The sequence below is a fragment of the Empedobacter sp. UBA7494 genome (assembly GCF_002478465.1).
In the GTDB taxonomy this organism is placed as follows: domain Bacteria; phylum Bacteroidota; class Bacteroidia; order Flavobacteriales; family Weeksellaceae; genus Empedobacter; species Empedobacter falsenii_B.
Genome location: NZ_DLOC01000076.1, coordinates 1 through 23,466, shown reverse-complemented (window position 1 = coordinate 23,466; position 23,466 = coordinate 1). Strand labels below are relative to the sequence as shown.

The window sequence follows — 23,466 nt, the reverse complement described above, 5'->3', positions numbered from 1 at the left end:
AATGAGTATTCAAGAAAATTTAAAAACAATAGAAGCTACAATTCCTGCTCATGTGACGTTGGTAGCGGTTTCTAAGACAAAACCTGTGGGGGATTTGCAAGAAGCTTATGCGGCTGGAATGCGAGATTTTGGTGAAAACAAGATTCAAGAAATGTGCGATAAATACGAAGTTCTTCCAAAGGATATACGTTGGCATATGATTGGTCATGTGCAAACCAACAAAGTGAAGTATATGGCGCCTTTTGTGCATTTGATTCACGGAGTTGATAGTTTAAAATTGTTGAAAGAAATTCACAAACAAGCCGAAAAAAATAATCGCGTAATTGATGTGTTGTTGCAACAATTTATTGCAGATGAAGAGACTAAATTTGGTTTGGATCAAAAAGAAATTCGACAAATTATGCAAGAAGAAATTCAGCATTTGCCAAATGTTCGCGTAGTTGGATTGATGGGTATGGCAACGTTTACGGAAGATAAAAATCAAATTCGAGAAGAGTTTTTTTCTTTAAAATCTAACTTTGATTTCTTGAAAAATAATTTTGAAAATATAACTATTTTATCCATGGGAATGTCAGGTGATTACCAAATTGCGATAGAAGAAGGTAGTACAATGGTTCGCATTGGAAGTTCAATTTTTGGACATCGTAATTATTCCATATAATGGACTAATTTTTTTTAAAATAACAAAACCCTAAAATGATAAGTTTTAGGGTTTTTGTATTTTTAGTTTTGATTAAAAAGTTTTTATATGTTAACCATTTCCTACGCCTCCGCTTTGCTCTTGGTTAGATTTTGATCGTTCTATTTTGAATTGTTTTCCAAAATTATAACTTATTCCAATTCGGTACGTTCTGTAAGATTGGCTTACACCAGTATTTATAACATTATTAGAAATGCTTGTGTATGAACCATTTTTGTTTTCGAAAAGGTTAGAAATATTGGCAGAGATTTGCAATTTCTTTTGAAAAACCATTGCTCTTAACCCAATATTATGTCGCGTGAAATCTCCAAATTTATCCAAGCCATCTGTGCTTTTTGTGTAATACGAATACGAGTAATTTGCAAAAAGGGTTTTCTTTTTGTTTAAATCTAAATTATTTGTAATTCTAAATTCACCATTCATACCATCTAATGTATAGTTCATTTCAGGAATTTTACTTGTGGTTTTGCGATAATAAACATCTGCCGAAGCATTTATTTTCCACCATTTGTATGGTTTTACATTGATGTTTTCACTAAATCCAATACTATATGTTTTTCCGATGTTAAATGGTTTAGAAAGCGAAATTTTCGTTTCAGGATCATAGATAACGACTTGTTCAAAAAGATCAGTTGCATTTCTGTAATAGATACTCGATACAAATAAATCTTTATAGGCATGTTCTAATTCGAAATTATTAGAATTAGAAGGTGTTAGATTTGGATTTCCCTCATAGTAACTGTACTTGTTTTGTTTGGTTGTTCTCGGATTTAAATACCAAATAAATGGTCGATCTACACGGCGCGAATAGTTTAGGTAACGAATGATTTTCCGAAGATTGATACATCAAATAGGCAGTAGGGTATAAACCGTCATACTCTTTTTTGTAATTATATTGCGGATCATCCATTATACTTTTTGATTGTGCATGTTCGTAACGTAAACCAACTTTAGCTGTCCATTTTTCATTTAATTCTCGTTCGACTGAATAATAAAGTGCATACACATTTTCGTTATATTGATAGTTATTCGAGAAATTAACATCTTCTTGGAAATCTTCAGTTGGATTTGATTTTGAGTAACGGTGATTGTCTGCTTTATCTTTAGCCCAACGCAAACGTGATCCATAATTCATTTTCCACGAATTAACAGGATGCTCCATATCAAGACTTACATTAAATCGATCCGATGAACTTTCTGATAAACTATAGTTGTTGTCGTATTTATTATCAATTAGATTCCAATCTGAATCAAATTCGTTGTTTATATTTTTGCTGTTGTTATCGTTTATATTGTTCGAATAATCGAAGTCAAATGTTAACTTTTTTCCTTCTTGTTTAAATTTTTTGATGATATGATAATTCAATCCAAGATACCCCCAATCCCAAGTCGTACCATCTCTGTTGGTTGTCATATATCGGTTTAAGGTATTATTTGTTAAATCAAAAATAGAAGTGATGGAATTCCCTTTGTTCATCCCATCTCCATCAGAATAGTCAAAGTTAAATCCTGTAATGAATAAATCCTTTAGTTGGTAGTCAATACCAATTCTTCCACCATAATACTGGTTCTCATTTTTATTTTTTCCGTTTGTCAACCATTTCTGATCAGGATAAATAGTCGAATTTTCACTTTCATTGTACCAATTTCCAACACCACTATAAACACTCGAGGTTAAGGTCCATTTTCCTTTTCGGTAATTGATATTCCCATTTAAGTTAAAACCTGGATATTTTTGCTGACTATAAGAACTTGAAATAGAGCCATTGAAACTTTCTTGTTTTGCATTTTTCAATACGATATTAATGATTCCACTATTTCCAGTTGCATCGTATTTTGAAGGTGGATTGGTGATAACTTCTATTTTTTCAATATCTTCTGTTCGAATAGTTTTTAGATAATTGGCTAATTGTTCACTACTCATTTGCATCAAACGATCATTAATCATCACACTTACAGAACCTTTTCCAATGATAGAAATCGCATCTGTAGCTTCTTCAACTTTTATACGTGGTGCAAGTTTTAACGCATCTAAGGCATTTCCTCCTTTTGCGCCTTCGGCTAATTCTGGATTAAAAATGATTCGATCAACTTTCTTTTCAATTAATTTTTTTTGGCCAGTTACGACAGCCTCTTTTAACGATACATTCTCTGTTTTAGGAACTAAAATAATTCCTAAATCCGTATGATTCATAATCGTGAGAGAGGATGAATGAAGTAAAATTCCAGCTTCTTCAATTCTATACGTATAAGTTCCTTCTTCTAAAATAACCGTAAAGTGCCCATTTTCGTCAGTAGAAATTTCATCTATAATTTTTTCGCCTTGAAAAATGATTACATCTGCTAACGCTATTGGAGCTTGATTGGTATATTGAAAAGTTCCTTTTATTTCTTGTTGAGCAAAAGTATGAACAGATACAATACAAATAATTGGAAGAAAATATTTTTTCATTTATAGGGTTGTTTACAAATAGGACGCATCAATCATCAAAAAGTTACAAAACTATAAGTGAAAATATCTTAAATGATAATGAATTAAAGAATCAAAAACTCCCAATAAGGGGATTATTGGGAGTGAATAAACTTATTTAAGTTCTTTTTCTAATTGAATAGATTTTGGAAATAGAATGTTGTTTTCGATGTGAATATGAGTATGCAAATCATTCTCGAATTCTTCTAACATTGCATAGGTCACGCGATAAGTGTTACACGCATCTGCTGGTGGAGTGTAATGATTGGTAAGTTCTGCAATCCTTGCAAAACGATCACCTTCTGCGGTATGTTCATGTTCCATCATGTGAACTGGATTTTCAACTGTACCAAAATGAGGAACTTCTAATTCTATTCCTCTTTTCTTTGCATGAGTCATTTTTTTGATAAATGGAAAAAGAATTAATTCTTCTTTTTTTAAATGAGCACTCAAATCTTGAGCTGTTTGATTAAATAAAGCGTTTATTTCATAAAGTTCTGGATGTCTTTCACCATGAACTTTGCATAATTTGTCTAAGAAAGCGAGTAAAACAGGTATTTTTTCTTCCACATAAGCATGATGTATTTTTTCAACATATTCACTTAGCAAATCCAATGGCCACGATTTAAAATCAATTGAAGCTTCGGTTTGAGAAGGTAAATTTTCCAAATCATTATACACTTTGTTTACATCTGTAGTTTTATTTTCACAGGCTTCTTCGATGGTTCTTCCACCACGGCAACAAAAATCAATGCCATGTTTTTTGAAAATCGCCGCAGTTCTAAAATCTTCTGAGACCATTTCTCCGATTAAATCTGTTTTTATGTCCATAATAGAATACTTTTTATCTTTTATTAAATTAAATTTTTTTTGAGCCTTTTAGCATTATTATTTTTTCTTTGCAATCATGACAAAAGCACACAAATGTTCTTCGTATTTTTTGAAAACTTTCTTCATTTTTATTACTCTTTCTCTCACTTCTGTTTGAGTTGCAATATTTTTTATGATAGTTAAAAACCCTGAAAATCCTTCATCATCAATTAATCTTGAAGGTTCAAGCAGGCGCATTTCAGCTGTTTTAATTTCAATAATTTCGAAACCTTCTTCTTTTACAAGAATTTTCCATTCTTCAACTGTTAATGGTCTTGCATTAACATTCATCGTAATTGCAAGCTCTTTTTGAATGTTCTTTTTGATTTCATCTGAAATATTATTCGGTTTTAATGCTAATTCATGAATTGCATAGTATCCATCTTTTTTTAGAACACGATGAGCTTCTTTTATGATTTCACTTTTACGATGATTGGCATGCATCGTTAGCATAGCTTCTCCAAAAATTTTAGTTTGAGAACAGTCATCAAGTCTTGTGTCAGCAGCATTTCCTAATTGAAAAACAGCTTTTTGATTATCAAATTTTTGATTTAAATTCTCGATAATTTTTTCGTCTAAATCAATTCCAATGTATGATGTTGGCTGTTTGTCAAGTACAATAGAAGTGGTATAACCAAGCCCAGGAGCAAATTCTACAATCGCATCATTTGTATTGATATCTAACAATTCAACCATTTCATTTGTCAACTTTTTTCCTCCAGGTCTTAGTACTTTTTTTCCTATTTTAGCAAGGAGCCAATGTCCAGACATTTTATCAATTGTATCATTTTTCATTTGAGTAAGTTTTTTATTTTCAATTGAAATAAAAAGACCTTTTTATCTTTTATTAAGGTAAATTTTATTCTAAATTTAATTTTAGAAATACTTCTTGCGAATCTAATTTCTCAACCAATTGGTTGATAGTAGTTGTTTCTAATAAATGCTTTAAAGTATTTCGTATTTCTTTGAATTGCTGATGCAAAGGACAAGGATTTTTTTCTGAACATCGTTTTAGTCCAAGTGCACAACCACTAAAAATTTTATCTCCATCAAAATGTCTAACAATTACAGCCAACGAATTTTTCATATATTTTTCATCGAGATGAAAACCACCATTTGGTCCTTTTGTAGACTGTAAAAGATTTTTTCGAACCATTTCTTGCAAAATTTTTGCAATAAAATATTCAGGAGAATCAATTCCTTTCGCTACATCTTTTATTCCAACTCGATTTCCGTCTTTGGTTTGCTGTGCGATATAAATTACTGCTCTAACGGCGTATTCACAAGTTTTTGATAACATTTACAATTCTTTTACACTACAAATATACATCATTTCTTCAATAAAAGAGTAAAAGGTGTTTTATTAATTCTAATTATTTCCAAAATTCGTCTTCAAAATTATCAAATGGTTTTGTGTGCGAGTTTTCTAATCTTTTACCTATTTGTTTCAAATCACTTTCATCAAGATTTTCTTGTAAGTAAGGAAACCATTCACGTTCCTCGAATCGAATATGATTTTTTAATAAATGAGCAAATTTTTCTACTATTGATTTCTCTGGATGTTGAGCAATCTTTTGTGCTAAAACCTTTAATTCTTGATGTTCGGTTTTAATTTGTTGGTTGTATGTTTCGTTTGAATAGGGAAAAATAATCGTTTCTTCATGTTTAAAGTGCTCAGAAAGATGATTGTTCCAAAAATATTCAACATAAGATGCAATTCGTTCTAATGCAATATTTTTAAAGAAACCTTGTTCAATTTTCCAACTACAAAGCAATCCAAAATGATGATCCTTTGATAAAACGACAATGTGTTCACTTCTTTTCATAATTAACTGTTTTTGTGAATTAAAGTTATGACAATTTTCAATAAAATTCTTTTTAGTATTCTATTTTAAAATTTAGACGTATTTCAGATCTTTTTTAGGTTGACATAAATGGAAAAGTATTCAATAAAAAAATCATTCTAATTTCCTGCTATTGGACTACCGAAAACTCCGACAGCTAATTCAGTCCATATTAATAAACCAATGAGTAAAACCATTATGCAGAAAAAGATTTTATTTTGTAAACGGTTAGTCAGTTGTAGAATGTAGTTTATCGTTAATCCAATAACCGAAAGTAAAATAAATGCAATAATAAAATCAAATAAACTCCAGTTGACTTCATTTGTAAATTGCATAGCAATTAGTGGAATTGTTATTATTAGACCAATTATTCCAAAAATTAAAGATTGTTTATGGTGCATTTTTGTATTCATACTAACTATTTATTGAAATCACTTTGAGAAATAAAGTAATAAAATAAAAATGAGATTCAAAAAAAATAGTTTAATTGATAAATTGTGAACGATTGAGTTTGGATTTAATGAAAAATTAATTTAAATCAATATTTTTCTAAAAAGCATTGTTTAAATTTGAAGTATGAAAGCAAGTTTTGAACCTTATATTTTGAAATTCAAAAATCCAAGCGGTACTTCGCGTGGTGTTTTGACAGAGAAATTGACCTATCTTTTTACATTAGAAGAAGATGGGAAAGAATATGTTGGTGAATGTGGATTGTTTAAAGGATTGAGCTTTGATGATCGTCCTGATTATGAAGAAAAATTGCAATGGGTTTGTGACAATATTGACTTAGGAATTGATGAATTGTGGCGTGAATTGCGCGAATGGCCTTCGATTCAGTTTGGAGTAGAGCAGGCTTTTCAGAGTATGTTTGCGAATCGTTACAACGAAAATTATACAGATAAATTGAATCCTGATTTATATGAGTCCGCTTTTTCGACAGGTGATAAAGGTATTCAAACTAATGGTTTAATTTGGATGGGTTCGATTGATTTTATGCGCGAACAAATCAAAGAAAAATTAGCGATTGGTTTCAACTGTATCAAGTTGAAAATCGGTGTTGATTGGCAAAATGAGCATAAGGTTATTCAACAATTAAGACAAGATTTTTCTGCAGATCAATTAGAATTAAGAGTAGACGCGAACGGAGGTTTTACGTTTGAGGAAGCAAAAGTGGTGTTGCAACAATTGGCTGACTTAAAAATTCATTCGATCGAGCAACCCATAAAAGCTGGACAAGTAGAGTTGATGGCAGAGTTATGCGCTGCTACACCAACACCAATCGCTTTGGACGAAGAGTTAATCGGAATTGTTCATCAAGAAGATAAATTCAAATTATTAGAACAAATCAAACCGCAATATATTATTTTAAAACCAAGTTTAGTTGGTGGAATTAGAGGTTCGTTGGAATGGATTAATGCGGCAGATACTTACGAAATCCCGTTTTGGATAACGTCTGCTTTGGAAAGTAATATCGGCTTAAATGCTATTGCACAATGGACGGCGATTTTATACCCAGAAATGCCACAAGGATTGGGAACAGGAGGTTTGTTTACAAACAATTTCCCAAGTCGATTAGAATTAAGAGGAGAATATTTATTTCGAAACAAATTAGCATGAATAAAGTAATTATCGCATTTTTTGCAACAATCGTTTTAATGAGTTGTCAAACGACAAAAAAAACAATTGATTTAGTTGCAATTCAAAAATATCAAACCGAATTGGCGACTTTTTATACTGATCCTAAAACGACGCCATTGGTAGACGAAGAAAAAACGAATTTCAAAGGCATTACATTTTTTCCGATCAGCGAAAAATATATTGTGAAAGCGAAATTTACTCCAATCAAAGATGGAAAGGTGATTCCGTTTCCTACTTCTGCAAAGAAAATCAAAAATTACAAAGAATACGGAACGGTGACATTTATATTGGATAATGTTGAACAAACGCTGACGGTTTATCAATCTTCGCCGATTATGGAGAAATATGCAGACAGTTTGTTTTTACCTTTTATGGACGAAACAAACGGCGTGACGTCTTATGGAGGTGGACGTTATTTGGATTTGAGTACAAAGGATTTAGGTACAAAAGCCAATGAAATTACGTTGGATTTTAATCAAGTGTATAATCCATATTGTGCATATAGCAAACATTACAATTGTCCCATTCCGCCAGCGAATAATGTGTTGGATATCGAAATTAATGCAGGTGTAAGTTATCATAAATAGAATGTTGTATTTAGATTTTTCTCAACCTAACTATGATGTCAACGCTATTGAAGTTACCAATGAATTTGAACAATCCATAAAAGATTTTTTGGTTGAATGGTTTTCTGATTCTGAGGTGATGATTGCGCATACTTCGGGGTCTACTGGAACTCCGAAAGAGATTATTTTGACCAAAGAGAATATGCGAAAAAGTGCGAATATGACGGGAAAACATTTGCATTTAGAGAAAGGAAATTCGGCTTTATTGGTGATGCCTGTTACTTATATTGCTGGAAAATTGATGTTGGTTCGTGCAGTAGAAATCGGATTGAAATTGATTTGTATGCAACCAACTTCTCATATTTCTTTGAATGAAATTAATAGTGGAATTTCGCAAAATTTTACCTCGATTGATTTTGTTGCGTTAACGCCTATGCAAGTTGAAAATTCGTTAGATTTTGTTTCAAGATGTCAGAAGTTAATTATCGGAGGAGCGCCTCTTTCGGAGAAAGTGAAACAAGAATTGTTTGCTTTTGAGAACGAAGTCTACGAAACGTATGCAATGACGGAGACGATTACACATATTGCGTTTAAACAAGTTGCGAATCAAAAATATCCTAATGCAGAACAAGTTTTTGAAGCGTTTGATGAGGTAAAGATTTCACAAGATGAGCGAGGTTGTTTGGTGATTGATACGCCTTATGATGGATTGCAAGTTGTAACGAATGATGTGGTTGAATTGATTGATACACGAAAATTTAACTGGATTGGTAGAGCGGATAATGTGATTAATTCGGGTGGAATAAAATTATTTCCAGAACAAATAGAAAATAAGCTGAAATCGTTTATTCATTCTGATTTTTATATTACCTCAAAAGCAGATGAATTATTAGGTCAGAAATTAATTTTAGTGGTAGAAGGAGAGGAGAGGAGCTTGGATTTTTCTTTGGCAGATTTAACCAAATATCAAGTTCCAAAAGAAATTATTTTCATACCTACATTTTCTCGAACGGAAAGTGGTAAAATAAAACGACAACAGTTTTAGGATCGACCTATTTTTTTATTTTGTTCGTGTATTTTACCTAAAATAGCTTAATTTTAGCACTACTAAAACTTATACTGTGGATTACAATCGACTTTTTAATGATATTTTTTTCTTGATTTTTGATGATAAAATGGATGAAAATCAATATCCAATTTGGAAAAGTTTTTCGTTTATTCACAATCCGATTCAGCAATTAATTAAGGCACAAGATTTATTAAATCAGTTGCTTCACGAATATCCAAAAGATAAAAAAGCACTTTTTCTGAAAGGAGTTGTTCAGCGCAATTTAAACTTCAACGAAGAATCGATTTTGTATCTTTTAGAAGCAAAAAAGGAAGATTATTACTTGTATGCTGCGAATTTCTACATTGCCGAATATTATATTCATAAATTGAAATTTGATGAAGCGCAAAAGTATTTGAAAGAAATTGAAATTGTGTATCCTACCAATCAACGTTTTCTTTTCTTATCGATTTTAGTGAGTTTAGAATTGTTTGAATTTGATGAAGCTAAACGATATTTGAATATTTTGTATCAATTGGTTGAGGATAAACAAGTTTTAGAATTATTGAGTAAAAACCTTCAGATTACTGAAGAAATTGTCTTGAAAACGACAAATCGATTGGTCTTAAAAAATTTCAAGTTGAGAAGTTTTAATTATAATCTTCAGCTCAAAACAAATTTGATTGCTTTTTATAAGAATTTCGCTGATATCGGGGTTAATTTTAATGGAATCAATTGCTTTATAATGGCACTTACCTTGAAGCAAATTACGTTGTATCCGACGTTTCATAATCTTGAAATTTATAATGTTCAAACGATTTTAGATTATATTGATGTTGATAAAAAAGGGATTCAAATGCGCTTAGAAGACATTGATTTTGACCATGATTTTGTCAAAAATTACCACGAATATTTAGAAGTCGAAATTCTATTGAAAGAAGATTAGTTTTTAACACCCTATAATCCCCTCAAGGGGATATTTTGTTTTGATGTGATTTCTGAAACGAGTTGAAGATGACTGAAGTAGTTTAGAATAATCTGAGATTCTTCGACAGGTTTAGAATGACAATAATGTCAAGTTGAGTTTATTTCAGTTTTGCATAAATAGATGAAGACTTTTCTATTGAAATGATAAATAGGTAACATGAATAAAAGTGGACAATCAGAAAAAAAACTTTAATTTTGCTAAAATTTATAAGATGGAATTTGTTCAAGATAAGGAAGAAGTTTTTGATAACGTCGAGTTGTTTTTGGAAAGTCTAGAAGTTGGAACGGATGAAGAAAAAAAGAAATCGATTCAGTTAATCAAAAAATCAAAAACATTTTTGGTGATTGATGCGGATGAGGTGATGGTTTTTGCGCCAAGTACATTTATTGGAATTAAAGAAAATAACATTCAGCAGTTTACAGGGAAGTTATTGGAGCACGAAACCAATCCCATTCTAACGAAATTGTTCGGTTCTACACCAAAAATTGATAAAACTTTGGACGAATTATTTTTAGATTTTTGCGACGAAATAGAAGTTAATCGCAATGATGTTGGGATTTCCCGAGATTATTGGATTATAAAAAATATGTAAAAAAAAGAGCTTTTCATCTACAACTGAAAAGCTTTTTTCTCTTAAAAGGCTAAAGAATAACATTGATTTTTGCTTTGCTAATAGGTTTTATTCCAGCCAAAGCGCCATCAATTTCGCACTTCAACAAACCACTTCCGCCACCATAATGATGGATTTGCTTTATCGTAGGGAAATAAGTGCTTATCCATTCCTCCATTTTCTCTACCTCCGAAGCACCAATTCCACTACTGTATAATATTATTTGGATATTATTTGTTGATACGTATCCTTTCAATTCTTCTTGTGAGCAGGTACAAAATGCTTTCCAGTTTTCATTTTTGTTGATCACGCGTTCTAACGTGTCTACAATTTCTTTGTTTTTACCATAAACGGCGATTTGTACTTGCATATTAGATTAATTTTAAGGCAAAGTAACAACACAACGCATGGTCTAGCATTGATTTACGATAAGAAATAAATGACATAAAAAAAATCGTTCCAATTCGAAACGATTTCTATGTTTTATTGTTGATTTTCTAATTGTGCTAATCTTTCGGCAGCTAAATAAAATTCAGGATTCAACTGCAATGCTTTTTTGTATTCCTCTACAGCTTCGGCTTGTTTCTCAAATTTTTCTAGGATTGCGCCTTTGTTGTAGTATGATAAGAAATGATTTGGATTTAACTCGATTGATTGATTAAAATCGTTCAATGCATTTTCTAAATCATTCAAAACAAAATAAGTATTTCCTCTGTTGTAATACGACAAGAAATGTGGTTTCATTTCGATTACTTTCGAATAATCTTCGATTGCTTTATCCAATTGTTGTAATTGATCGTAGCAAAATGCACGATTGTGGTAACATGATTCGTAATCTGGATTAATTTCTAAAGCTTTATTGAAACATTCGATCGCCTCATTGTATTTGTTCAAATTCATCAATACATAACCTTTTTGATGATAAGCTACAAAACTTGCCGGATCAATCTCGATCACTTTATCAAAATTCTCAGCTGCTTTTGTTGGATTATATTGATTGAAATTTGCCATTCCTCTGTAGAAATAGAAGTTTGGATTTTTATCATCTAATTCAATTGCTTTATCAAAATCCTTGATTGCATCTGTATTTTGTTTCATATAATATTGGCTCAATCCACGACCGAAATATGAATTTGCCACTTCTATTTGACGCTTAATCGATAATGTAAAATAATCAATCGCTTTTCTATACTGACCTTTGCGGAGATATTGACTCCCATCTTCATAAAAACTCATAGTTCAATATTACAACAAACTCTTTAAATTTTAAATAAAAAATTTTAGAAAAGTTTATCTTTACGCAAAACAACACACATGAAAATAGAACATTTAGGGATTGCCGTAAAAGATTTGGGATTATCGAATGAATTGTTCGAAAAATTATTAGGAAAAGCACCGTACAAAGAAGAAGCAGTGGAGTCGGAAGGTGTGAGAACCTCTTTTTTTGAAGTAGGCGAATCGAAGATCGAATTGGTCGGTTCTGAAAAAAATGATAGTGCTATTGAAAAATATTTAGAAAAAAATCGCGAAGGAATTCACCATATTGCTTTTGGAGTAGATGATATCGAACTCGAAATAGAGCGTCTTAAAAATCAAGGGTTTACTTTTATTAACGAAACGCCAAAATTGGGAGCAGATAATAAACGTATTGTTTTTTTACACCCTAAAACAACAAATGGCGTATTGGTAGAGCTTTGCGAAGATGTAAAATAATTTTGAAGTTCAAAAAAATAGCTTTAATATTGCAAACGAATTAGGTGATAGCTTCCTTTTTATTGCTTAATTCTCTGGTCCTATAACTCAGTTGGTTAGAGTAGCTGACTCATAATCAGCAAGTCCTTGGTTCGAGCCCAAGTGGGACCACCTTGAAAATCAGGCGTTTACGAATAGTGAACGCTTTTTTTATTTCCTCGTGACGAACATTTGACGAACATCAATCTTTGATATTCAGGTATTTACATTTTAGTTTGATTACATTTTTCTTTATATTTGAGGAAACCAATTATTATGAAATACTTTGACTTCGTTATTATTTTAATACCAACTTTATTAGCTGTAATCACTTTTGTTTTTTATTTGCCTTTGTGTATTAAATCTTTTGATATTGAACAATCTGTAACTTATAAGAATGTAAGTAAGAATAAGTTTAAAATTCTGATGTTTCTTATATTTATATCTATAGGTTTATCTTTTTTACTTTTAATTCATAAAAAAAATTTATTCTATTATATTTCATCGTGGATTGGACAACTTTTTATTGTATATGTTTATTTTAGGAAGTTAGATATAAACTATAATATTCTTGAAAAATTTATTAGAGGTGAAAATTTGGAATTTGAAATACAAAAATCTAATAATGACTTATCTGAAGATATTAGAGATTCTACATCTAAAGTTTTAAATGTAACTAAAGAATCAAAAGAGAATGTTATTGAATCAATAAATGCAAATTCAGAAGTAATAAAAAATAATTTATCAGAAGATATTATTAATTCTTCAAATGAAATTAAAAGTAATATATTAATCAGTAACGAAAAGATATTAAGCTCAATAGAAGAATTAAAATATGATTATGTAAATGATACAATTAGTTTTATAAAAGAATTAAATGAAATTGATTTTGATAAAATATTAGTTGATAAAACAATTAAATTAAAAAGTGATAGTTATAAACTATTTAAGGATTTAGTTATTTATAAAATTGAACCAAACTCTAAAATAGATTTAATAGTTCCATATAAAAGTAAGTTTACTAATAATAAATTAGATAAAGAAAAGTTAATACCATTTTTGAATCAATTTTTTGATTTGAAAAATATATCAAATAATGAGTTTAAAAATGAGTTTAAATCAGATAAATCAAGCTTTTTTAATAAATACTTTTTAGTAAATGGTAAAGAGAATATCTTTAATAGAGTTGATTTTAATGATAGGTATCAAGATCTTTTATAAGTACAAATTATAAACAACCATGTTAAATATGTTATATAAATAAACTTAAATAGTGCTTAAATAATAAAATTGCAGGTTTCTTTATTGTACAGTTTTTGTACAATTACTTCTATTTTAAGTTAATGAAATAAACTTGTTCTATAATCATAAAAAAAGATCATATGAATGTAGAACATTTAACTTCTAAAATTAATTCGTTAGAGTTGACGATATTAATGATGATTGAAAAACAAAACAACTTTTTCGATCAAGCTTTATCAAAAATCTCATTAAATAATAAAGAATTTTATTCTAGAGATGAAGCTGCACAATTTTTAAATCTGGATCCGGATTATATCTATCAACTAGTTCATCAAGGCAGATTAAAAAAAATTGATAATCCTAATAATAAGAAATTGTATTTCCATAAATCTGATTTAATTGAATATATAACAGGTAAATCAAATTCAGACTCAGATACTTTTGAAGATGAAATATTAGGTAAATGGAACAAAAAAAGAGTTTAATCCCCATTAAACTCTCATTTATACAAATAACTTACGTTATGTTTTGCCTTAATCCTATGGCAAATATAAGACATAACAATTAATCAAACAATTTATTATGAACTTAGATTCTGCCGAATTTATTCGAGTGGGCACATCGTATTTTGCCATTATCGAACGTCCTACCATCTCAAAAGATACCGAGAAAATTATGATTTCTTGGAACAAAGAAACCATTGTAAATGATCTTGGTAAAGATTATATATCCGCTATCAAAAAGTATTACGGATTTTGTTGTATTCCTCAACATATCAATTATGAGCGAGAAATTGGAGATTTCTATAATATTTATCATCCTTTAGATTATGATATCGAAATTGAATCAGAAATTGATTTACAAGAACTACAATCAAAGATTCCCTATACACTTAAATATATCAAGCATATATTTGGAGAGCAATATTTATTAGGTTTAGATTATCTCAAAATATTGTTAGAAAATCCAACGCAAATTCTTCCTGTTCTTGTATTAGTTTCCTCAGAACGTGAAACAGGAAAAAGTACTTTTCTGAAATGGCTTCGTAAAATTTTCTCTTTCAATGCAACCTATATCAATGCGGATTCGTTTCTAAACAACTTCAATTCGGATTTAAATGGAAAACTTTTAGTCTTGGTAGATGAAATCATCACAGACAATCAACAAGTAACTGAACGCATTAAATTTCTTAGTACAGCTGACCGAAACAAAATAGAAGGCAAAGGTAAAGACAAAGAAGAAGTAGAGTCTTATTATAAATTTATAATGACCTCTAACTTCGAAAAAAAATTTATTAAGATTGATAAAAAAGAAACTCGTTTTTGGGTTCGAAAAATTCCATCAATTAACAAAAACCCTGAATTTGACAAGCATTTAAATAAGGAGATTCCATTCTTTTTAAACTATTTGGTAAGAATACTACATTCTACACCAAAACAAACTCGTATGTGGTTTACTGCTGAACAAATTCGTACGTCAGCCTTAACAAGATTAATGGATCACGAAAATGAAGAAGCTAAAAGTAAAGTATATGATGTTTTATTTGAAATTCAAGAGAACTTCAATACAGATGAAATATTAATTGCCCCTATGGATTTTCAGTCAATTTCAAAAAAGATACATGGACGAAATGCAATAACACCAAAAGAAGCTCGAAACATTCTAAAAGGATTTGGTTTAACTCCTACAGATAATACATATAAATATGAAGGATTTGAACTTTTACCACATGGTGAATTCGTAAAAATTGACCGATTAGGAAGATATTATAAAATTATTTTCAGCGAAATACGTCATTTTTTTGATGTGAGTGATGAGAGTCTTATAATTAATTAAATATCAATAGAATACTCTCATCAAACTTCTCATCAAACCGTCATCAAATTTTAGTTTGATGAGAGATTTTTTTAAACGATGACAAAATTTGATGAATGATGACAAGTTGATGACAATATAAGTGATTGTATATCTTATAAATAAATGATATTCTCATCAAATATCAAAAATTTTGTAAAATCTTAACTGCACAGGAAATGAATTGCAAAACAGTAAACGAGCAAATAAAAATGATTGATTATTTAGCTCAAAAAAATATAAATCCTAGCAAAATTAAAAATAACGAATATTGGTATTGTAGTCCTTTCAGAAATGAAAACACAGCATCTTTCAAAGTTGACATTTCCACCAATCGTTTTTATGATTTTGGTGAAGGTATAGGAGGGAATTTAATTGATTTAATTTCTAAACTAGAAAATATATCTATAAAACAAGTTATCAGAAAGGTTACAAATGATTTTTCTTTTCCAAAGCTTAATGTAAATAAATCAAATCATTTTGTTGCAATTAGCAATGTCAAAATTATCGAATGTAAACAGGTGTACAGTTATATTTTGAAATCTTATCTGAAAGAACGTGGTATAATTTCGAGAAATGCTTTTCAATATTTAGAAGAAGTCACATTTGAAATAAATAATTGTAAACCACAATTTGCATTAGGATTTAAAAATTTAGATGGGAATTTTGAACTCAGGAATTCAATTTTTAAAGGATCGAGTGGGAAAAATTTGTCAATCATTCTATCAAATTTTGATGACAAAAGAGTTTTTATTTTTGAAGGGTTTTTTGATTTTTTATCTTTTTTAGAGATCAATAATTATCCAAATTTCAATTACATAATTTTAAATTCAACTGCTAATCTTTCAAAATTATTTGACTATTTATTTAATGGGGATTTTGAAGAAATTCACCTCTATTTAGATAATGATTTGAGTGGAAATAATTGTACAAATGAAATTATATCGAGATATAATTCTAGTGTAATTGATCATAGAATTGAATACAGAAATTTCAATGATCTGAATGATTTTTTGATTAATTCTATAAAGTAATTCTTCTGTTTGAAAATTATGAAAGTATAATCGAATAGGAGGTTATTTAATATTAAAAAGATAGCAAGCGGTGCCTTTTTGGGACACATTTTACTATGTACATTTCCCAAAAAGACAGGCTTGCTCTACGAGGTTGATTTTTTATTGAAAGTTTTCAATAAAAAATCTATCAAAATTATTAACGCTACGCTAAATTTTAAAAACAATTCAATGGAAAATAAAAAAACGATTCTAAAGTTTCGAGTTACAGAAACTGAAAAAAAAATCATTTTAGAACGAGCTAAAAATACAAATAAATCTTTCAGTGAATATGCTAGAAAGATGTTAGTAAATGGAGAGATAATTTCGATTTCTCCTGAAGAAAAAAGAATTATTGGAGGGTTGTCAAACAATATAAATCAACTTACAAAACTTTATCATATAAATCAAAAAGAGCCTCAAGCTTTACAAATAGAATTAACTAACCTTATAAATATTTTGAAAGATGCCTATAGGAGAAGCACATAAAACAGGAAATTCTTTCACAGGAATTTTTGAATATATTTTAGCTCAAGGAAATTATAAAAATGAAAACATAACAAAGAAACCTGAGATTGTTTTACAAAATTTTTCTTTAGAAAATGATTACAAAAGTTTAGGAAAAGAATTTCGATTTCAAGCAAATGAAAATAAAAAAGTTATAAAACCTGTAATGCATCTTACTTTAAATTTTAGTGAAAAGGATAATATAAAAAATCACGTTCAACTAAACTTTTTGAAACGACTTTTAAAGGAAATGGGAGTCGATAAACAAAATCATCAATATTTAGTTGTTCGGCATAATGATAAACATCCACACTATCATATCATTGTAAATCGTGTTGGTTTAGATGGAATAACTCTATCAGATAAAAATTCTAAATTAAGAATTGGAACTGCAGTTGATAAAATTGAAAAAGAATTAGGTCTTGATAATTATCTTGAAAAAACGAGGAAGTTTGTTTATGACCCTACAAATGAAAAAGGATATAAAAAAAATAATAAGTATATATCGAATGAAAATTTAATCAAAACAAATCGAGATAAACAGGTTGGAATCAAAGAAAAAAAAGATTTTATTCAATTAAAAGTTTTGGATATTTTGAGTAATTATAAGATTAATTCGCTTGAAAGTTTAAGAAATGAATTAGCAGTTCATAAAATTGAATTTAAATACACCGTTGATTCTAGAAATCAAGTTGCTGTTTCTTTTAAATACGATAAGCTTTCAGTTAAAGGAAGCCAAATTAAACTTAAAGGGAATTTAATTAGGAATAAATTAGAAACAAACAAAATTTATAATATAAAACGATCTGATAGAGATAATCGAGCAGATGTTTTGAAAGATTTTTCTAAGAATTTTAAAGAAAGTATTGATTCAATTATTAATCAATATAATAGCAACAAAATTCCAAATTTTAAACAAGTTTTCGCTAATAATGGTATTGAGTATAATGGAAAAGAACTTTTCGAATATAAAAAATGTGCTATTACGGTTAATAATATTGAAAAGTTTAAAAACGAATGTGATAGACAGTTTGATGATGCACTAAAACAATTTGAAAGAGAAAAAAGGAAATACAATGAAATTATAAATGCAGAATACAAGATGCCAATTTTAGGAGTTTTATTGCCAAGTCAAAAGAAATATAATGAAGAGTTGAGAAATTTAAAATTTCACAACGACAGACCTGAATTAAAAATTAATATTAAAGCAGATTCATTTGAAAATCTAGTAATTAATTTTCTAAATGAAGAGTCTAAAAAGATTAGAAATGAAGAATTAAATCGCGAATCTGTTTATAAGATTGATGAAAGTGTAGTGAAAAAGATGATTGATGATAGGTATATAGATAAAATTAGCTCTAAATCAAATGATGTTATGGATTCTATTATGAGGTCTAATTCAATAAATGATGATTATGATGAATATAAACGTAAACGTAAAAATACTCGTAAAAGATAGAAAAAGGGATCATTTGATCCCTTTATATTATTTCCAAACAACGTCTAGATTTTCAAAAATTGCCTCTATTTGTTTCGCCATTATTTCTTTTGGAAAAACAATTATTTTAAGTTGTCGAATGATTGGGTAGGTTGTTTCGGTTGTTTTGAATGTGACGGTTGCTTTGGTTGGGATTTTTGGTTTGATATTTTCGGCACGAATTCCATTGTTAAACGAAACAAAAACTTCAAAAGTCTGAGCCTGATTTCCTTGTGGATCTATAAAATAAGCCTGTTCGCATTGGAAAAAGTTACGAGTTTCAGCTTCTAAATTTTTATACATAAAAGTCACTGTAACAGTTTTTTCAGCTTTAGATCCAACAATACTTGTGATATCAAGTTGTAAACCATCCACTTTAACTGACTGAATTGGTATCAATAAATCTAAAGTTTCTTTGTAATAACGATTATCCTTCGATAATTCTTCATTTTTAGCCTTTTGAAATTTAAGTTCGTTTTCTAAATCAGAGCATTTTTGTTGAGCAAAAGAAAAAGAATTTAAAATCGTATAGAATAAGATGAATGTTATAAATTTTGTCTTCATTTGATGAATTTTAAAAGTTTATTAGTAGTTATAATATTGATCTAATTGTTTTTCAATCGTTTTTTCATACCATCTTTTCTCAATATATTTTGAATCATATATTGGAATTCCTCCGTTTTCTGCAATAATTTTTCTAAAAAACAAATTAACATTTATATTTTTTTGATTTTTATCAATTGAATCAAGAATATCAAAATGAGTTTTTTTAAGATTTGATTCTTTAGGTAATATTATGTCTGATGAAGTATATGCGGTTGAGATTATCAATAAATAAAGAAAATATTTATCATTTTCATCTAAACTTGAAAGAAATTTGATAATTGTATCATTAATAAATGGAGTAAAACCATCAGTTGTTTTTAATACTTTTATTTTATATGATTTTGATAATTCTTTTAATTTGAATCCATCAATCTTCTCAAATTTTGGAGAATTGATTTCGTCGAATAACAAAAGGTTTAAAAACTGTGAAATAATTTTTGTTTGTACTTCTAAAGTTAACTGTTTTACCATGTCTAGATTGTTTTAAAAACGTAGCGTGGAACTAAATACATTTCTAAAACTGAGGCTTGCGACGGCCTGACAACCAGAAAGACTTAGCCCACGCCATATATAGACATGGGCGTAAGCCTATCGCTGATTGGTTGTCAAATGAAGGTCGCAATTTCAGTTTAACCAAAACGATAGCTTACGCGTACGTAACTATTATTATAATCTTGTAAAGATAGAAAATCCTTATCTTTAATCCAAAGTTGATTAATATGTTTCTAGTTAAGAAATAAAATAAAAAATATGGGTTGGAGATATCAAGTAATTAATCGTGGAACAAAAGAAAAGCCTAATTTCGGTATTCACGAAATCTATTTTGATGAAGAAAAAGTAGGAAATTTATCATGGACAGAAAATCCTATGGATATAGGAAACTATGAAAGTTTAGAGGATTTAATTAATGATTTACAAATGATGTTAAATGATGCTATAAATCACCCTGCTTTATTAGAATCTGAGTTAAATAAATAGATTAATCATGAAAATTCAAATCCTTAGTGATCTACATTTAGAATTTGGTAGTACCTCTCTTTTTTTCGAAAATGCAGATTTAATTATTTTAGCTGGTGATACACATCTTGGTGTCAAAGGAATTGAATGGTGTAAAAAATATATTCCAAATAAAAAGATCATTTATCTTCTAGGAAATCATGAATATTATAAAGGATCTTATCTCAAAACATTATTAAAGATAAAAGATGCAGCATTAAATTCAAATATAACAGTTTTAGAAAATGATTTTATTGATATTGAAGGAATTCGTTTCCATGGTTGTACACTATGGACAGATTTTTCAATATTTGGAGATCCAATGAAATATGGGATGATTTGTCAAAGTCAAATGAATGATTACAAATATATTAAACGTGATCCGTCTTATTCAAAAATGAGAACCATTGATGTTTATCAAATTCATAATAAGTCTATTGCATGGCTTGAGGAAAGTCTAAAAGAATCAATTGGTCTGAAAAACATTGTTATTACACATCATGCACCGAGTATAAAATCAGTTCCAAAAGAGTATATTTCTGATCCTGTTACGTCTGCTTATGCTTCAAATTTAGAAGATTTTATTATAGAATATCAACCAATGTATTGGATTCATGGACATATTCATACACCTTGCAGATACAAGATTGGTGATACTGAAATTATCTGTAATCCTCATGGATATATTGATGAAAAAGATAATGGTTTTATAAAAGAGTTGATGATAGAGTTATAAAATTAAGTTTACCATTTAGTAAATAATGTTTACTAAAATATATATTAAGTTTATATTTTAGTATATTTGATTATTATAATATACATTTATGTTAGATTTCACAACAATAAAAGATGTAAAAAATTCAATTGGTGAATGGTGTAAGAAAATGCGAAAAGCAGAACACTTAACACAACAAGAATTAGCTGATGAATTAGCGCTTTCTCGTTTAACAATTGCTAAACTTGAAAATGGAGAGAATCCTACAATCGAAACTCTTTTGAAAGTATTACAGTATTTTGACGAAATGAAATCAATCAATCAATTCGTTTCAGATAAAATTGAAAATTTAGATAATAATCAATCCATGTATTAATTATGGCAAAGAATCAAATCATTTCAATCAATTTTCATGGAATTGAAATTGGTAAAATTGGTTATGACGAAAACCAAAGGAAATCTTCATTCCAATATAATCCTGATTTTTTTGGATAATAACATCTATAAAAAAATATTTCCTTACGTCATTCGTAGAACACCTAATGTACAAGTATTTTCTGAGTTTGAGGGAGAAACGTTTCGAGGTTTACCTCCTATGATTGCTGATTCTTTACCTGATTTTTTTGGAAACATTGTTTTTAAGGAATGGCTTGAAGCGACTCAAAAAGACATAAGTTCAATCACTCCTTTAGAACAGCTTACTTACGTAGGAAAAAGAGGTATGGGAGCGATAGAATTTTCACCTGCAAAAGAAATTAGATCCAATCAAACAATTAATGTCGATGAAATTACAGAAGTAGTTAAAAAAGTATTGGATTTAAAAACTTCCACCGAAGAAAAAGGATTAAGTGATATTGCTTTACTGAATATTTTCAAGATTGGAACTTCAGCTGGCGGTGCACGACCTAAAATTTTGGTTTCGGAAAATAAATCTACAGGACATTTAATTCCTGGTGATTTAGAAACTTCTGAAGAATATAATCATTATTTAATCAAGCTTTCGATCGACGAAGATCAAGGCTATTCAAAAGAAAAAATCGAATATATTTATTATCAAATTGCAACTTCCATTGGAATTGAAATGATGCCTTCTAAATTAATTGAAGATAAACATTTTGCAACATTACGATTTGATCGTCAAAATGGACAAAAACAGCATGTTTTGACAGCTTCAGGAATGACAGGGTGGGATTTCAAAAAGCCTGAAAATTCGTCTTATGAAAATCTTTTTAAACTAGCTTTTGATTTGAAACTTTCGCACAAAAATATTCAGCAATTATTTAAACGAATGGCTTTTAATCTTGTTTTTTTTAATATTGATGACCATTTAAAGAATTTCTCATTCATTTATGATACAGAAAAAGACCGTTGGAATTTAGCTCCTGCCTATGATTTAACCTATCCGTTAGATGCTTTAAAAAACTATCTTCGAATTTCAAGAGCGATGTCTATTAATGGAAAACGAACTGAAATTAATCGAACTGATTTACTGAAAATAGCTGATTTATTCACGATTAAAGATGCTAACGGAATTATTGATGAAGTCGTACAATCGACTAATCAATTCAGAATCCTATGTCAAAAACAAAATATTCCTGAAAAAGTGATTGATAAAATTGAATCTGAGTTTTTAATGTTTTAATTAAAAATAGCGTGATACTAAATACAATTCGTTCAAGAGGATTTTGAATATCTTCAAAGAAAGACTCAGTTAATTTATATTGATAAGGGTTTTTGCTATTGAAGATTTATATATTAATAGAAGATTTGCAGTTTTATGTAAGCAAATTTTGATAGCTGGTTATGCAAATAAAAAGTACAGTAAAATTTAAGCTACATTTTTGTAAACATTATTTAAGTTATTAAATTCTTCAATTGTTTTGTAATTCAATGAGCTGTGTCTTCTTTTTCTGTTGTACCAAATATCAATGTATTGAAATATTTCGCTTTCCATTTGTTTTATGAAAATCTGTACGTTGTCAAAATGATTTGGACACCTCTTTCTAAAAATTAAGAGAGTGTTTGGTTTATAAATTTATTATTTTTTCTTTCGAACACACTTTAGATCCTTTGCTCGTAATTCTGAACAATTTAACTAAAATTCGTCATTTCGATACTAAATCGTCGGATTTTTAATTTCTTTTTCAATATTCAAGTTTTAAATTTACTTTTAATAAGGAATTAAAAAACCGTCATTGCTGAAGAGTCGAGTGTCAATTCGGCGTAGCGAACGTTAAAAATGATTTACTGTTCACATTTTATATGTGAATGATTTAAAGCATTTAGTGAGTAGCCGTTATTGACCGATTTGTAGGCACAGACTTGACGTTTTTGGTTCGTTTTTGCGTCAAGGTAAAAATGAATGAAGGTAGTTTTGAAAAACGAGAATAATCTTTCTATCACTTTTTTATTCATAGCTTATCTATTTTAATTATCGGTATTCATATGCCCTTCGGGAAAGTTCATCAAAAAAAACATTTGAAATTAAAAGGAGGAGCCATGGTATGGCTCAGGTAATACTTATTTCTTTTTTTCATTTTTTATTCATTACT

28 protein-coding genes, 1 tRNA gene and 1 pseudogene are annotated in these 23,466 nt (G+C 29.1%); 18 read left to right on the top strand and 12 right to left on the bottom strand.

Annotated elements, in window-relative coordinates; genetic code table 11:
* Nucleotide 1: 1 nt before the first annotated feature.
* Nucleotides 2-661: a YggS family pyridoxal phosphate-dependent enzyme gene (locus B4E95_RS09190; protein ID WP_291091278.1), complete on the top strand. Its 660-nt coding sequence runs from the start codon at nucleotides 2-4 to the stop codon at nucleotides 659-661.
* A 90-nt stretch (nucleotides 662-751) separates the two neighbouring features.
* On the opposite strand, the gene B4E95_RS13080 is transcribed toward B4E95_RS09190, so the two are convergent.
* The 7 genes from B4E95_RS13080 to B4E95_RS09160 form a co-directional block, all read right to left on the bottom strand.
* Nucleotides 752-1,483 carry an outer membrane beta-barrel protein gene (locus B4E95_RS13080; RefSeq protein WP_349680113.1) on the bottom strand — a complete coding sequence of 244 codons (732 nt, stop codon included), beginning with the start codon at nucleotides 1,481-1,483 and terminating at the stop codon, nucleotides 752-754.
* Entirely contained in the window at nucleotides 1,431-3,152 is a 1,722-nt protein-coding gene (locus tag B4E95_RS13075) for a TonB-dependent receptor domain-containing protein (protein WP_349680112.1), read from the bottom strand. The genes B4E95_RS13080 and B4E95_RS13075 overlap by 53 nt, the downstream gene beginning before the upstream one ends.
* Before the next feature lie 132 nt (nucleotides 3,153-3,284).
* Nucleotides 3,285-4,001: an iron-sulfur cluster repair di-iron protein gene (gene ric / locus B4E95_RS09180; protein ID WP_171622912.1), complete on the bottom strand. Its 717-nt coding sequence runs from the start codon at nucleotides 3,999-4,001 to the stop codon at nucleotides 3,285-3,287.
* Nucleotides 4,002-4,058: 57 nt separating this feature from the next.
* On the bottom strand, nucleotides 4,059-4,835 hold the full coding sequence (locus tag B4E95_RS09175; protein ID WP_038337006.1) for a class I SAM-dependent methyltransferase: 777 nt from the start codon (nucleotides 4,833-4,835) through the stop codon (nucleotides 4,059-4,061).
* Between the two features lie 64 nt (nucleotides 4,836-4,899).
* A complete protein-coding gene (locus B4E95_RS09170) occupies nucleotides 4,900-5,340 on the bottom strand; it encodes an RrF2 family transcriptional regulator (protein WP_038337007.1) in 441 nt (146 codons plus the stop codon).
* A 73-nt stretch (nucleotides 5,341-5,413) separates the two neighbouring features.
* Nucleotides 5,414-5,866 carry a hemerythrin domain-containing protein gene (locus B4E95_RS09165; protein ID WP_038337008.1) on the bottom strand — a complete coding sequence of 151 codons (453 nt, stop codon included), beginning with the start codon at nucleotides 5,864-5,866 and terminating at the stop codon, nucleotides 5,414-5,416.
* A gap of 137 nt (nucleotides 5,867-6,003) precedes the next feature.
* Entirely contained in the window at nucleotides 6,004-6,219 is a 216-nt protein-coding gene (locus B4E95_RS09160) for a hypothetical protein (protein ID WP_260509589.1), read from the bottom strand.
* Between the two features lie 241 nt (nucleotides 6,220-6,460).
* Here B4E95_RS09160 and B4E95_RS09155 point away from each other — a divergent pair, with 241 nt between their 5' ends.
* The 5 genes from B4E95_RS09155 to B4E95_RS09135 all read left to right on the top strand — a co-directional run bounded on the left by B4E95_RS09155 (nucleotide 6,461) and on the right by B4E95_RS09135 (nucleotide 10,716).
* Nucleotides 6,461-7,501, top strand: a complete 1,041-nt coding sequence (locus tag B4E95_RS09155) for an o-succinylbenzoate synthase (protein ID WP_291091275.1) — start codon at nucleotides 6,461-6,463, stop codon at nucleotides 7,499-7,501.
* Nucleotides 7,498-8,109 carry a DUF1684 domain-containing protein gene (locus B4E95_RS09150; RefSeq protein WP_260392009.1) on the top strand — a complete coding sequence of 204 codons (612 nt, stop codon included), beginning with the start codon at nucleotides 7,498-7,500 and terminating at the stop codon, nucleotides 8,107-8,109. Before B4E95_RS09155 ends, B4E95_RS09150 begins: the two co-directional genes overlap by 4 nt.
* Nucleotide 8,110: 1 nt before the next feature.
* Nucleotides 8,111-9,133 (top strand): AMP-binding protein, encoded by a 1,023-nt coding sequence (locus B4E95_RS09145; protein WP_291091273.1) that lies wholly within the window; start codon nucleotides 8,111-8,113, stop codon nucleotides 9,131-9,133.
* Between the two features lie 76 nt (nucleotides 9,134-9,209).
* Nucleotides 9,210-10,082, top strand: a complete 873-nt coding sequence (locus B4E95_RS09140; protein ID WP_280038238.1) for a tetratricopeptide repeat protein — start codon at nucleotides 9,210-9,212, stop codon at nucleotides 10,080-10,082.
* A gap of 253 nt (nucleotides 10,083-10,335) precedes the next feature.
* A complete protein-coding gene (locus tag B4E95_RS09135; protein WP_125350110.1) occupies nucleotides 10,336-10,716 on the top strand; it encodes a hypothetical protein in 381 nt (126 codons plus the stop codon).
* Between the two features lie 49 nt (nucleotides 10,717-10,765).
* Here the strand turns inward: B4E95_RS09135 and B4E95_RS09130 are convergent, their stop codons facing one another.
* Both B4E95_RS09130 and B4E95_RS09125 read right to left on the bottom strand, forming a co-directional pair.
* On the bottom strand, nucleotides 10,766-11,104 hold the full coding sequence (locus tag B4E95_RS09130) for a hypothetical protein (RefSeq protein WP_125350109.1): 339 nt from the start codon (nucleotides 11,102-11,104) through the stop codon (nucleotides 10,766-10,768).
* 113 nt (nucleotides 11,105-11,217) lie between these two features.
* Nucleotides 11,218-11,970, bottom strand: a complete 753-nt coding sequence (locus B4E95_RS09125; RefSeq protein ID WP_291091271.1) for a tetratricopeptide repeat protein — start codon at nucleotides 11,968-11,970, stop codon at nucleotides 11,218-11,220.
* A 78-nt stretch (nucleotides 11,971-12,048) separates the two neighbouring features.
* Between B4E95_RS09125 and mce the strand changes: the two genes are divergently transcribed.
* From mce to B4E95_RS09085, 8 genes are all read left to right on the top strand, one after another.
* Nucleotides 12,049-12,447, top strand: a complete 399-nt coding sequence (gene mce, locus B4E95_RS09120) for a methylmalonyl-CoA epimerase (protein ID WP_219034454.1) — start codon at nucleotides 12,049-12,051, stop codon at nucleotides 12,445-12,447.
* A 76-nt stretch (nucleotides 12,448-12,523) separates the two neighbouring features.
* Nucleotides 12,524-12,597 (top strand) — tRNA-Ile (locus B4E95_RS09115).
* A 144-nt stretch (nucleotides 12,598-12,741) separates the two neighbouring features.
* The gene (locus B4E95_RS09110) at nucleotides 12,742-13,686 is read left to right on the top strand and encodes a hypothetical protein (RefSeq protein ID WP_291091269.1); all 945 of its coding nucleotides are present in this window, start codon (nucleotides 12,742-12,744) and stop codon (nucleotides 13,684-13,686) included.
* A 161-nt stretch (nucleotides 13,687-13,847) separates the two neighbouring features.
* On the top strand, nucleotides 13,848-14,192 hold the full coding sequence (locus B4E95_RS09105; protein WP_291091267.1) for a helix-turn-helix domain-containing protein: 345 nt from the start codon (nucleotides 13,848-13,850) through the stop codon (nucleotides 14,190-14,192).
* Between the two features lie 97 nt (nucleotides 14,193-14,289).
* Complete coding sequence (locus B4E95_RS09100) at nucleotides 14,290-15,543, top strand: primase-helicase family protein (protein ID WP_291091265.1); 1,254 nt, start codon at nucleotides 14,290-14,292, stop codon at nucleotides 15,541-15,543.
* A gap of 197 nt (nucleotides 15,544-15,740) precedes the next feature.
* Complete coding sequence (locus tag B4E95_RS09095) at nucleotides 15,741-16,595, top strand: toprim domain-containing protein (protein WP_291091263.1); 855 nt, start codon at nucleotides 15,741-15,743, stop codon at nucleotides 16,593-16,595.
* A 210-nt stretch (nucleotides 16,596-16,805) separates the two neighbouring features.
* Nucleotides 16,806-17,102, top strand: coding sequence for a plasmid mobilization protein (locus tag B4E95_RS09090; protein ID WP_291091261.1), 297 nt, complete (start codon nucleotides 16,806-16,808; stop codon nucleotides 17,100-17,102).
* Nucleotides 17,080-18,579 carry a relaxase/mobilization nuclease domain-containing protein gene (locus B4E95_RS09085; RefSeq protein ID WP_291091259.1) on the top strand — a complete coding sequence of 500 codons (1,500 nt, stop codon included), beginning with the start codon at nucleotides 17,080-17,082 and terminating at the stop codon, nucleotides 18,577-18,579. Before B4E95_RS09090 ends, B4E95_RS09085 begins: the two co-directional genes overlap by 23 nt.
* Nucleotides 18,580-18,606: 27 nt before the next feature.
* On the opposite strand, the gene B4E95_RS09080 is transcribed toward B4E95_RS09085, so the two are convergent.
* On the bottom strand, nucleotides 18,607-19,161 hold the full coding sequence (locus B4E95_RS09080; RefSeq protein ID WP_291091257.1) for a hypothetical protein: 555 nt from the start codon (nucleotides 19,159-19,161) through the stop codon (nucleotides 18,607-18,609).
* Between the two features lie 21 nt (nucleotides 19,162-19,182).
* Nucleotides 19,183-19,674, bottom strand: a complete 492-nt coding sequence (locus B4E95_RS09075; RefSeq protein ID WP_291091255.1) for a hypothetical protein — start codon at nucleotides 19,672-19,674, stop codon at nucleotides 19,183-19,185.
* A 279-nt stretch (nucleotides 19,675-19,953) separates the two neighbouring features.
* Between B4E95_RS09075 and B4E95_RS09070 the strand changes: the two genes are divergently transcribed.
* The 4 genes from B4E95_RS09070 (at nucleotide 19,954) to B4E95_RS09055 (ending at nucleotide 22,556) form a co-directional block, all read left to right on the top strand.
* Nucleotides 19,954-20,181, top strand: a complete 228-nt coding sequence (locus tag B4E95_RS09070; protein ID WP_291091253.1) for a hypothetical protein — start codon at nucleotides 19,954-19,956, stop codon at nucleotides 20,179-20,181.
* 7 nt (nucleotides 20,182-20,188) lie between these two features.
* Nucleotides 20,189-20,935, top strand: coding sequence for a metallophosphoesterase (locus B4E95_RS09065; protein WP_291091251.1), 747 nt, complete (start codon nucleotides 20,189-20,191; stop codon nucleotides 20,933-20,935).
* Nucleotides 20,936-21,023: 88 nt separating this feature from the next.
* Nucleotides 21,024-21,290: a helix-turn-helix transcriptional regulator gene (locus B4E95_RS09060; RefSeq protein ID WP_114999438.1), complete on the top strand. Its 267-nt coding sequence runs from the start codon at nucleotides 21,024-21,026 to the stop codon at nucleotides 21,288-21,290.
* Between the two features lie 111 nt (nucleotides 21,291-21,401).
* The gene (locus B4E95_RS09055; protein WP_291091249.1) at nucleotides 21,402-22,556 is read left to right on the top strand and encodes a type II toxin-antitoxin system HipA family toxin; all 1,155 of its coding nucleotides are present in this window, start codon (nucleotides 21,402-21,404) and stop codon (nucleotides 22,554-22,556) included.
* A 186-nt stretch (nucleotides 22,557-22,742) separates the two neighbouring features.
* Here the strand turns inward: B4E95_RS09055 and B4E95_RS09050 are convergent.
* Nucleotides 22,743-22,874: pseudogene (locus B4E95_RS09050) on the bottom strand (IS3 family transposase); the annotation flags it as partial.
* Nucleotides 22,875-23,466 lie beyond the last annotated feature (592 nt).

Bases quoted from the DNA above. Each gene is read 5' to 3' on its own strand.
- B4E95_RS09190 (WP_291091278.1), top strand. From the start codon at position 2: ATGAGTATTCAAGAAAATTTAAAAACAATAGAAGCTACAATTCCTGCT.
- B4E95_RS13075 (WP_349680112.1), bottom strand. From the start codon at position 3,152: ATGAAAAAATATTTTCTTCCAATTATTTGTATTGTATCTGTTCATACT.
- ric (WP_171622912.1), bottom strand. From the start codon at position 4,001: ATGGACATAAAAACAGATTTAATCGGAGAAATGGTCTCAGAAGATTTT.
- B4E95_RS09175 (WP_038337006.1), bottom strand. From the start codon at position 4,835: ATGAAAAATGATACAATTGATAAAATGTCTGGACATTGGCTCCTTGCT.
- B4E95_RS09170 (WP_038337007.1), bottom strand. From the start codon at position 5,340: ATGTTATCAAAAACTTGTGAATACGCCGTTAGAGCAGTAATTTATATC.
- B4E95_RS09165 (WP_038337008.1), bottom strand. From the start codon at position 5,866: ATGAAAAGAAGTGAACACATTGTCGTTTTATCAAAGGATCATCATTTT.
- B4E95_RS09160 (WP_260509589.1), bottom strand. From the start codon at position 6,219: ATGCAATTTACAAATGAAGTCAACTGGAGTTTATTTGATTTTATTATT.
- B4E95_RS09155 (WP_291091275.1), top strand. From the start codon at position 6,461: ATGAAAGCAAGTTTTGAACCTTATATTTTGAAATTCAAAAATCCAAGC.
- B4E95_RS09150 (WP_260392009.1), top strand. From the start codon at position 7,498: ATGAATAAAGTAATTATCGCATTTTTTGCAACAATCGTTTTAATGAGT.
- B4E95_RS09145 (WP_291091273.1), top strand. From the start codon at position 8,111: ATGTTGTATTTAGATTTTTCTCAACCTAACTATGATGTCAACGCTATT.
- B4E95_RS09135 (WP_125350110.1), top strand. From the start codon at position 10,336: ATGGAATTTGTTCAAGATAAGGAAGAAGTTTTTGATAACGTCGAGTTG.
- B4E95_RS09130 (WP_125350109.1), bottom strand. From the start codon at position 11,104: ATGCAAGTACAAATCGCCGTTTATGGTAAAAACAAAGAAATTGTAGAC.
- B4E95_RS09125 (WP_291091271.1), bottom strand. From the start codon at position 11,970: ATGAGTTTTTATGAAGATGGGAGTCAATATCTCCGCAAAGGTCAGTAT.
- mce (WP_219034454.1), top strand. From the start codon at position 12,049: ATGAAAATAGAACATTTAGGGATTGCCGTAAAAGATTTGGGATTATCG.
- B4E95_RS09110 (WP_291091269.1), top strand. From the start codon at position 12,742: ATGAAATACTTTGACTTCGTTATTATTTTAATACCAACTTTATTAGCT.
- B4E95_RS09105 (WP_291091267.1), top strand. From the start codon at position 13,848: ATGAATGTAGAACATTTAACTTCTAAAATTAATTCGTTAGAGTTGACG.
- B4E95_RS09100 (WP_291091265.1), top strand. From the start codon at position 14,290: ATGAACTTAGATTCTGCCGAATTTATTCGAGTGGGCACATCGTATTTT.
- B4E95_RS09095 (WP_291091263.1), top strand. From the start codon at position 15,741: ATGAATTGCAAAACAGTAAACGAGCAAATAAAAATGATTGATTATTTA.
- B4E95_RS09090 (WP_291091261.1), top strand. From the start codon at position 16,806: ATGGAAAATAAAAAAACGATTCTAAAGTTTCGAGTTACAGAAACTGAA.
- B4E95_RS09085 (WP_291091259.1), top strand. From the start codon at position 17,080: ATGCCTATAGGAGAAGCACATAAAACAGGAAATTCTTTCACAGGAATT.
- B4E95_RS09080 (WP_291091257.1), bottom strand. From the start codon at position 19,161: ATGAAGACAAAATTTATAACATTCATCTTATTCTATACGATTTTAAAT.
- B4E95_RS09075 (WP_291091255.1), bottom strand. From the start codon at position 19,674: ATGGTAAAACAGTTAACTTTAGAAGTACAAACAAAAATTATTTCACAG.
- B4E95_RS09070 (WP_291091253.1), top strand. From the start codon at position 19,954: ATGGGTTGGAGATATCAAGTAATTAATCGTGGAACAAAAGAAAAGCCT.
- B4E95_RS09065 (WP_291091251.1), top strand. From the start codon at position 20,189: ATGAAAATTCAAATCCTTAGTGATCTACATTTAGAATTTGGTAGTACC.
- B4E95_RS09060 (WP_114999438.1), top strand. From the start codon at position 21,024: ATGTTAGATTTCACAACAATAAAAGATGTAAAAAATTCAATTGGTGAA.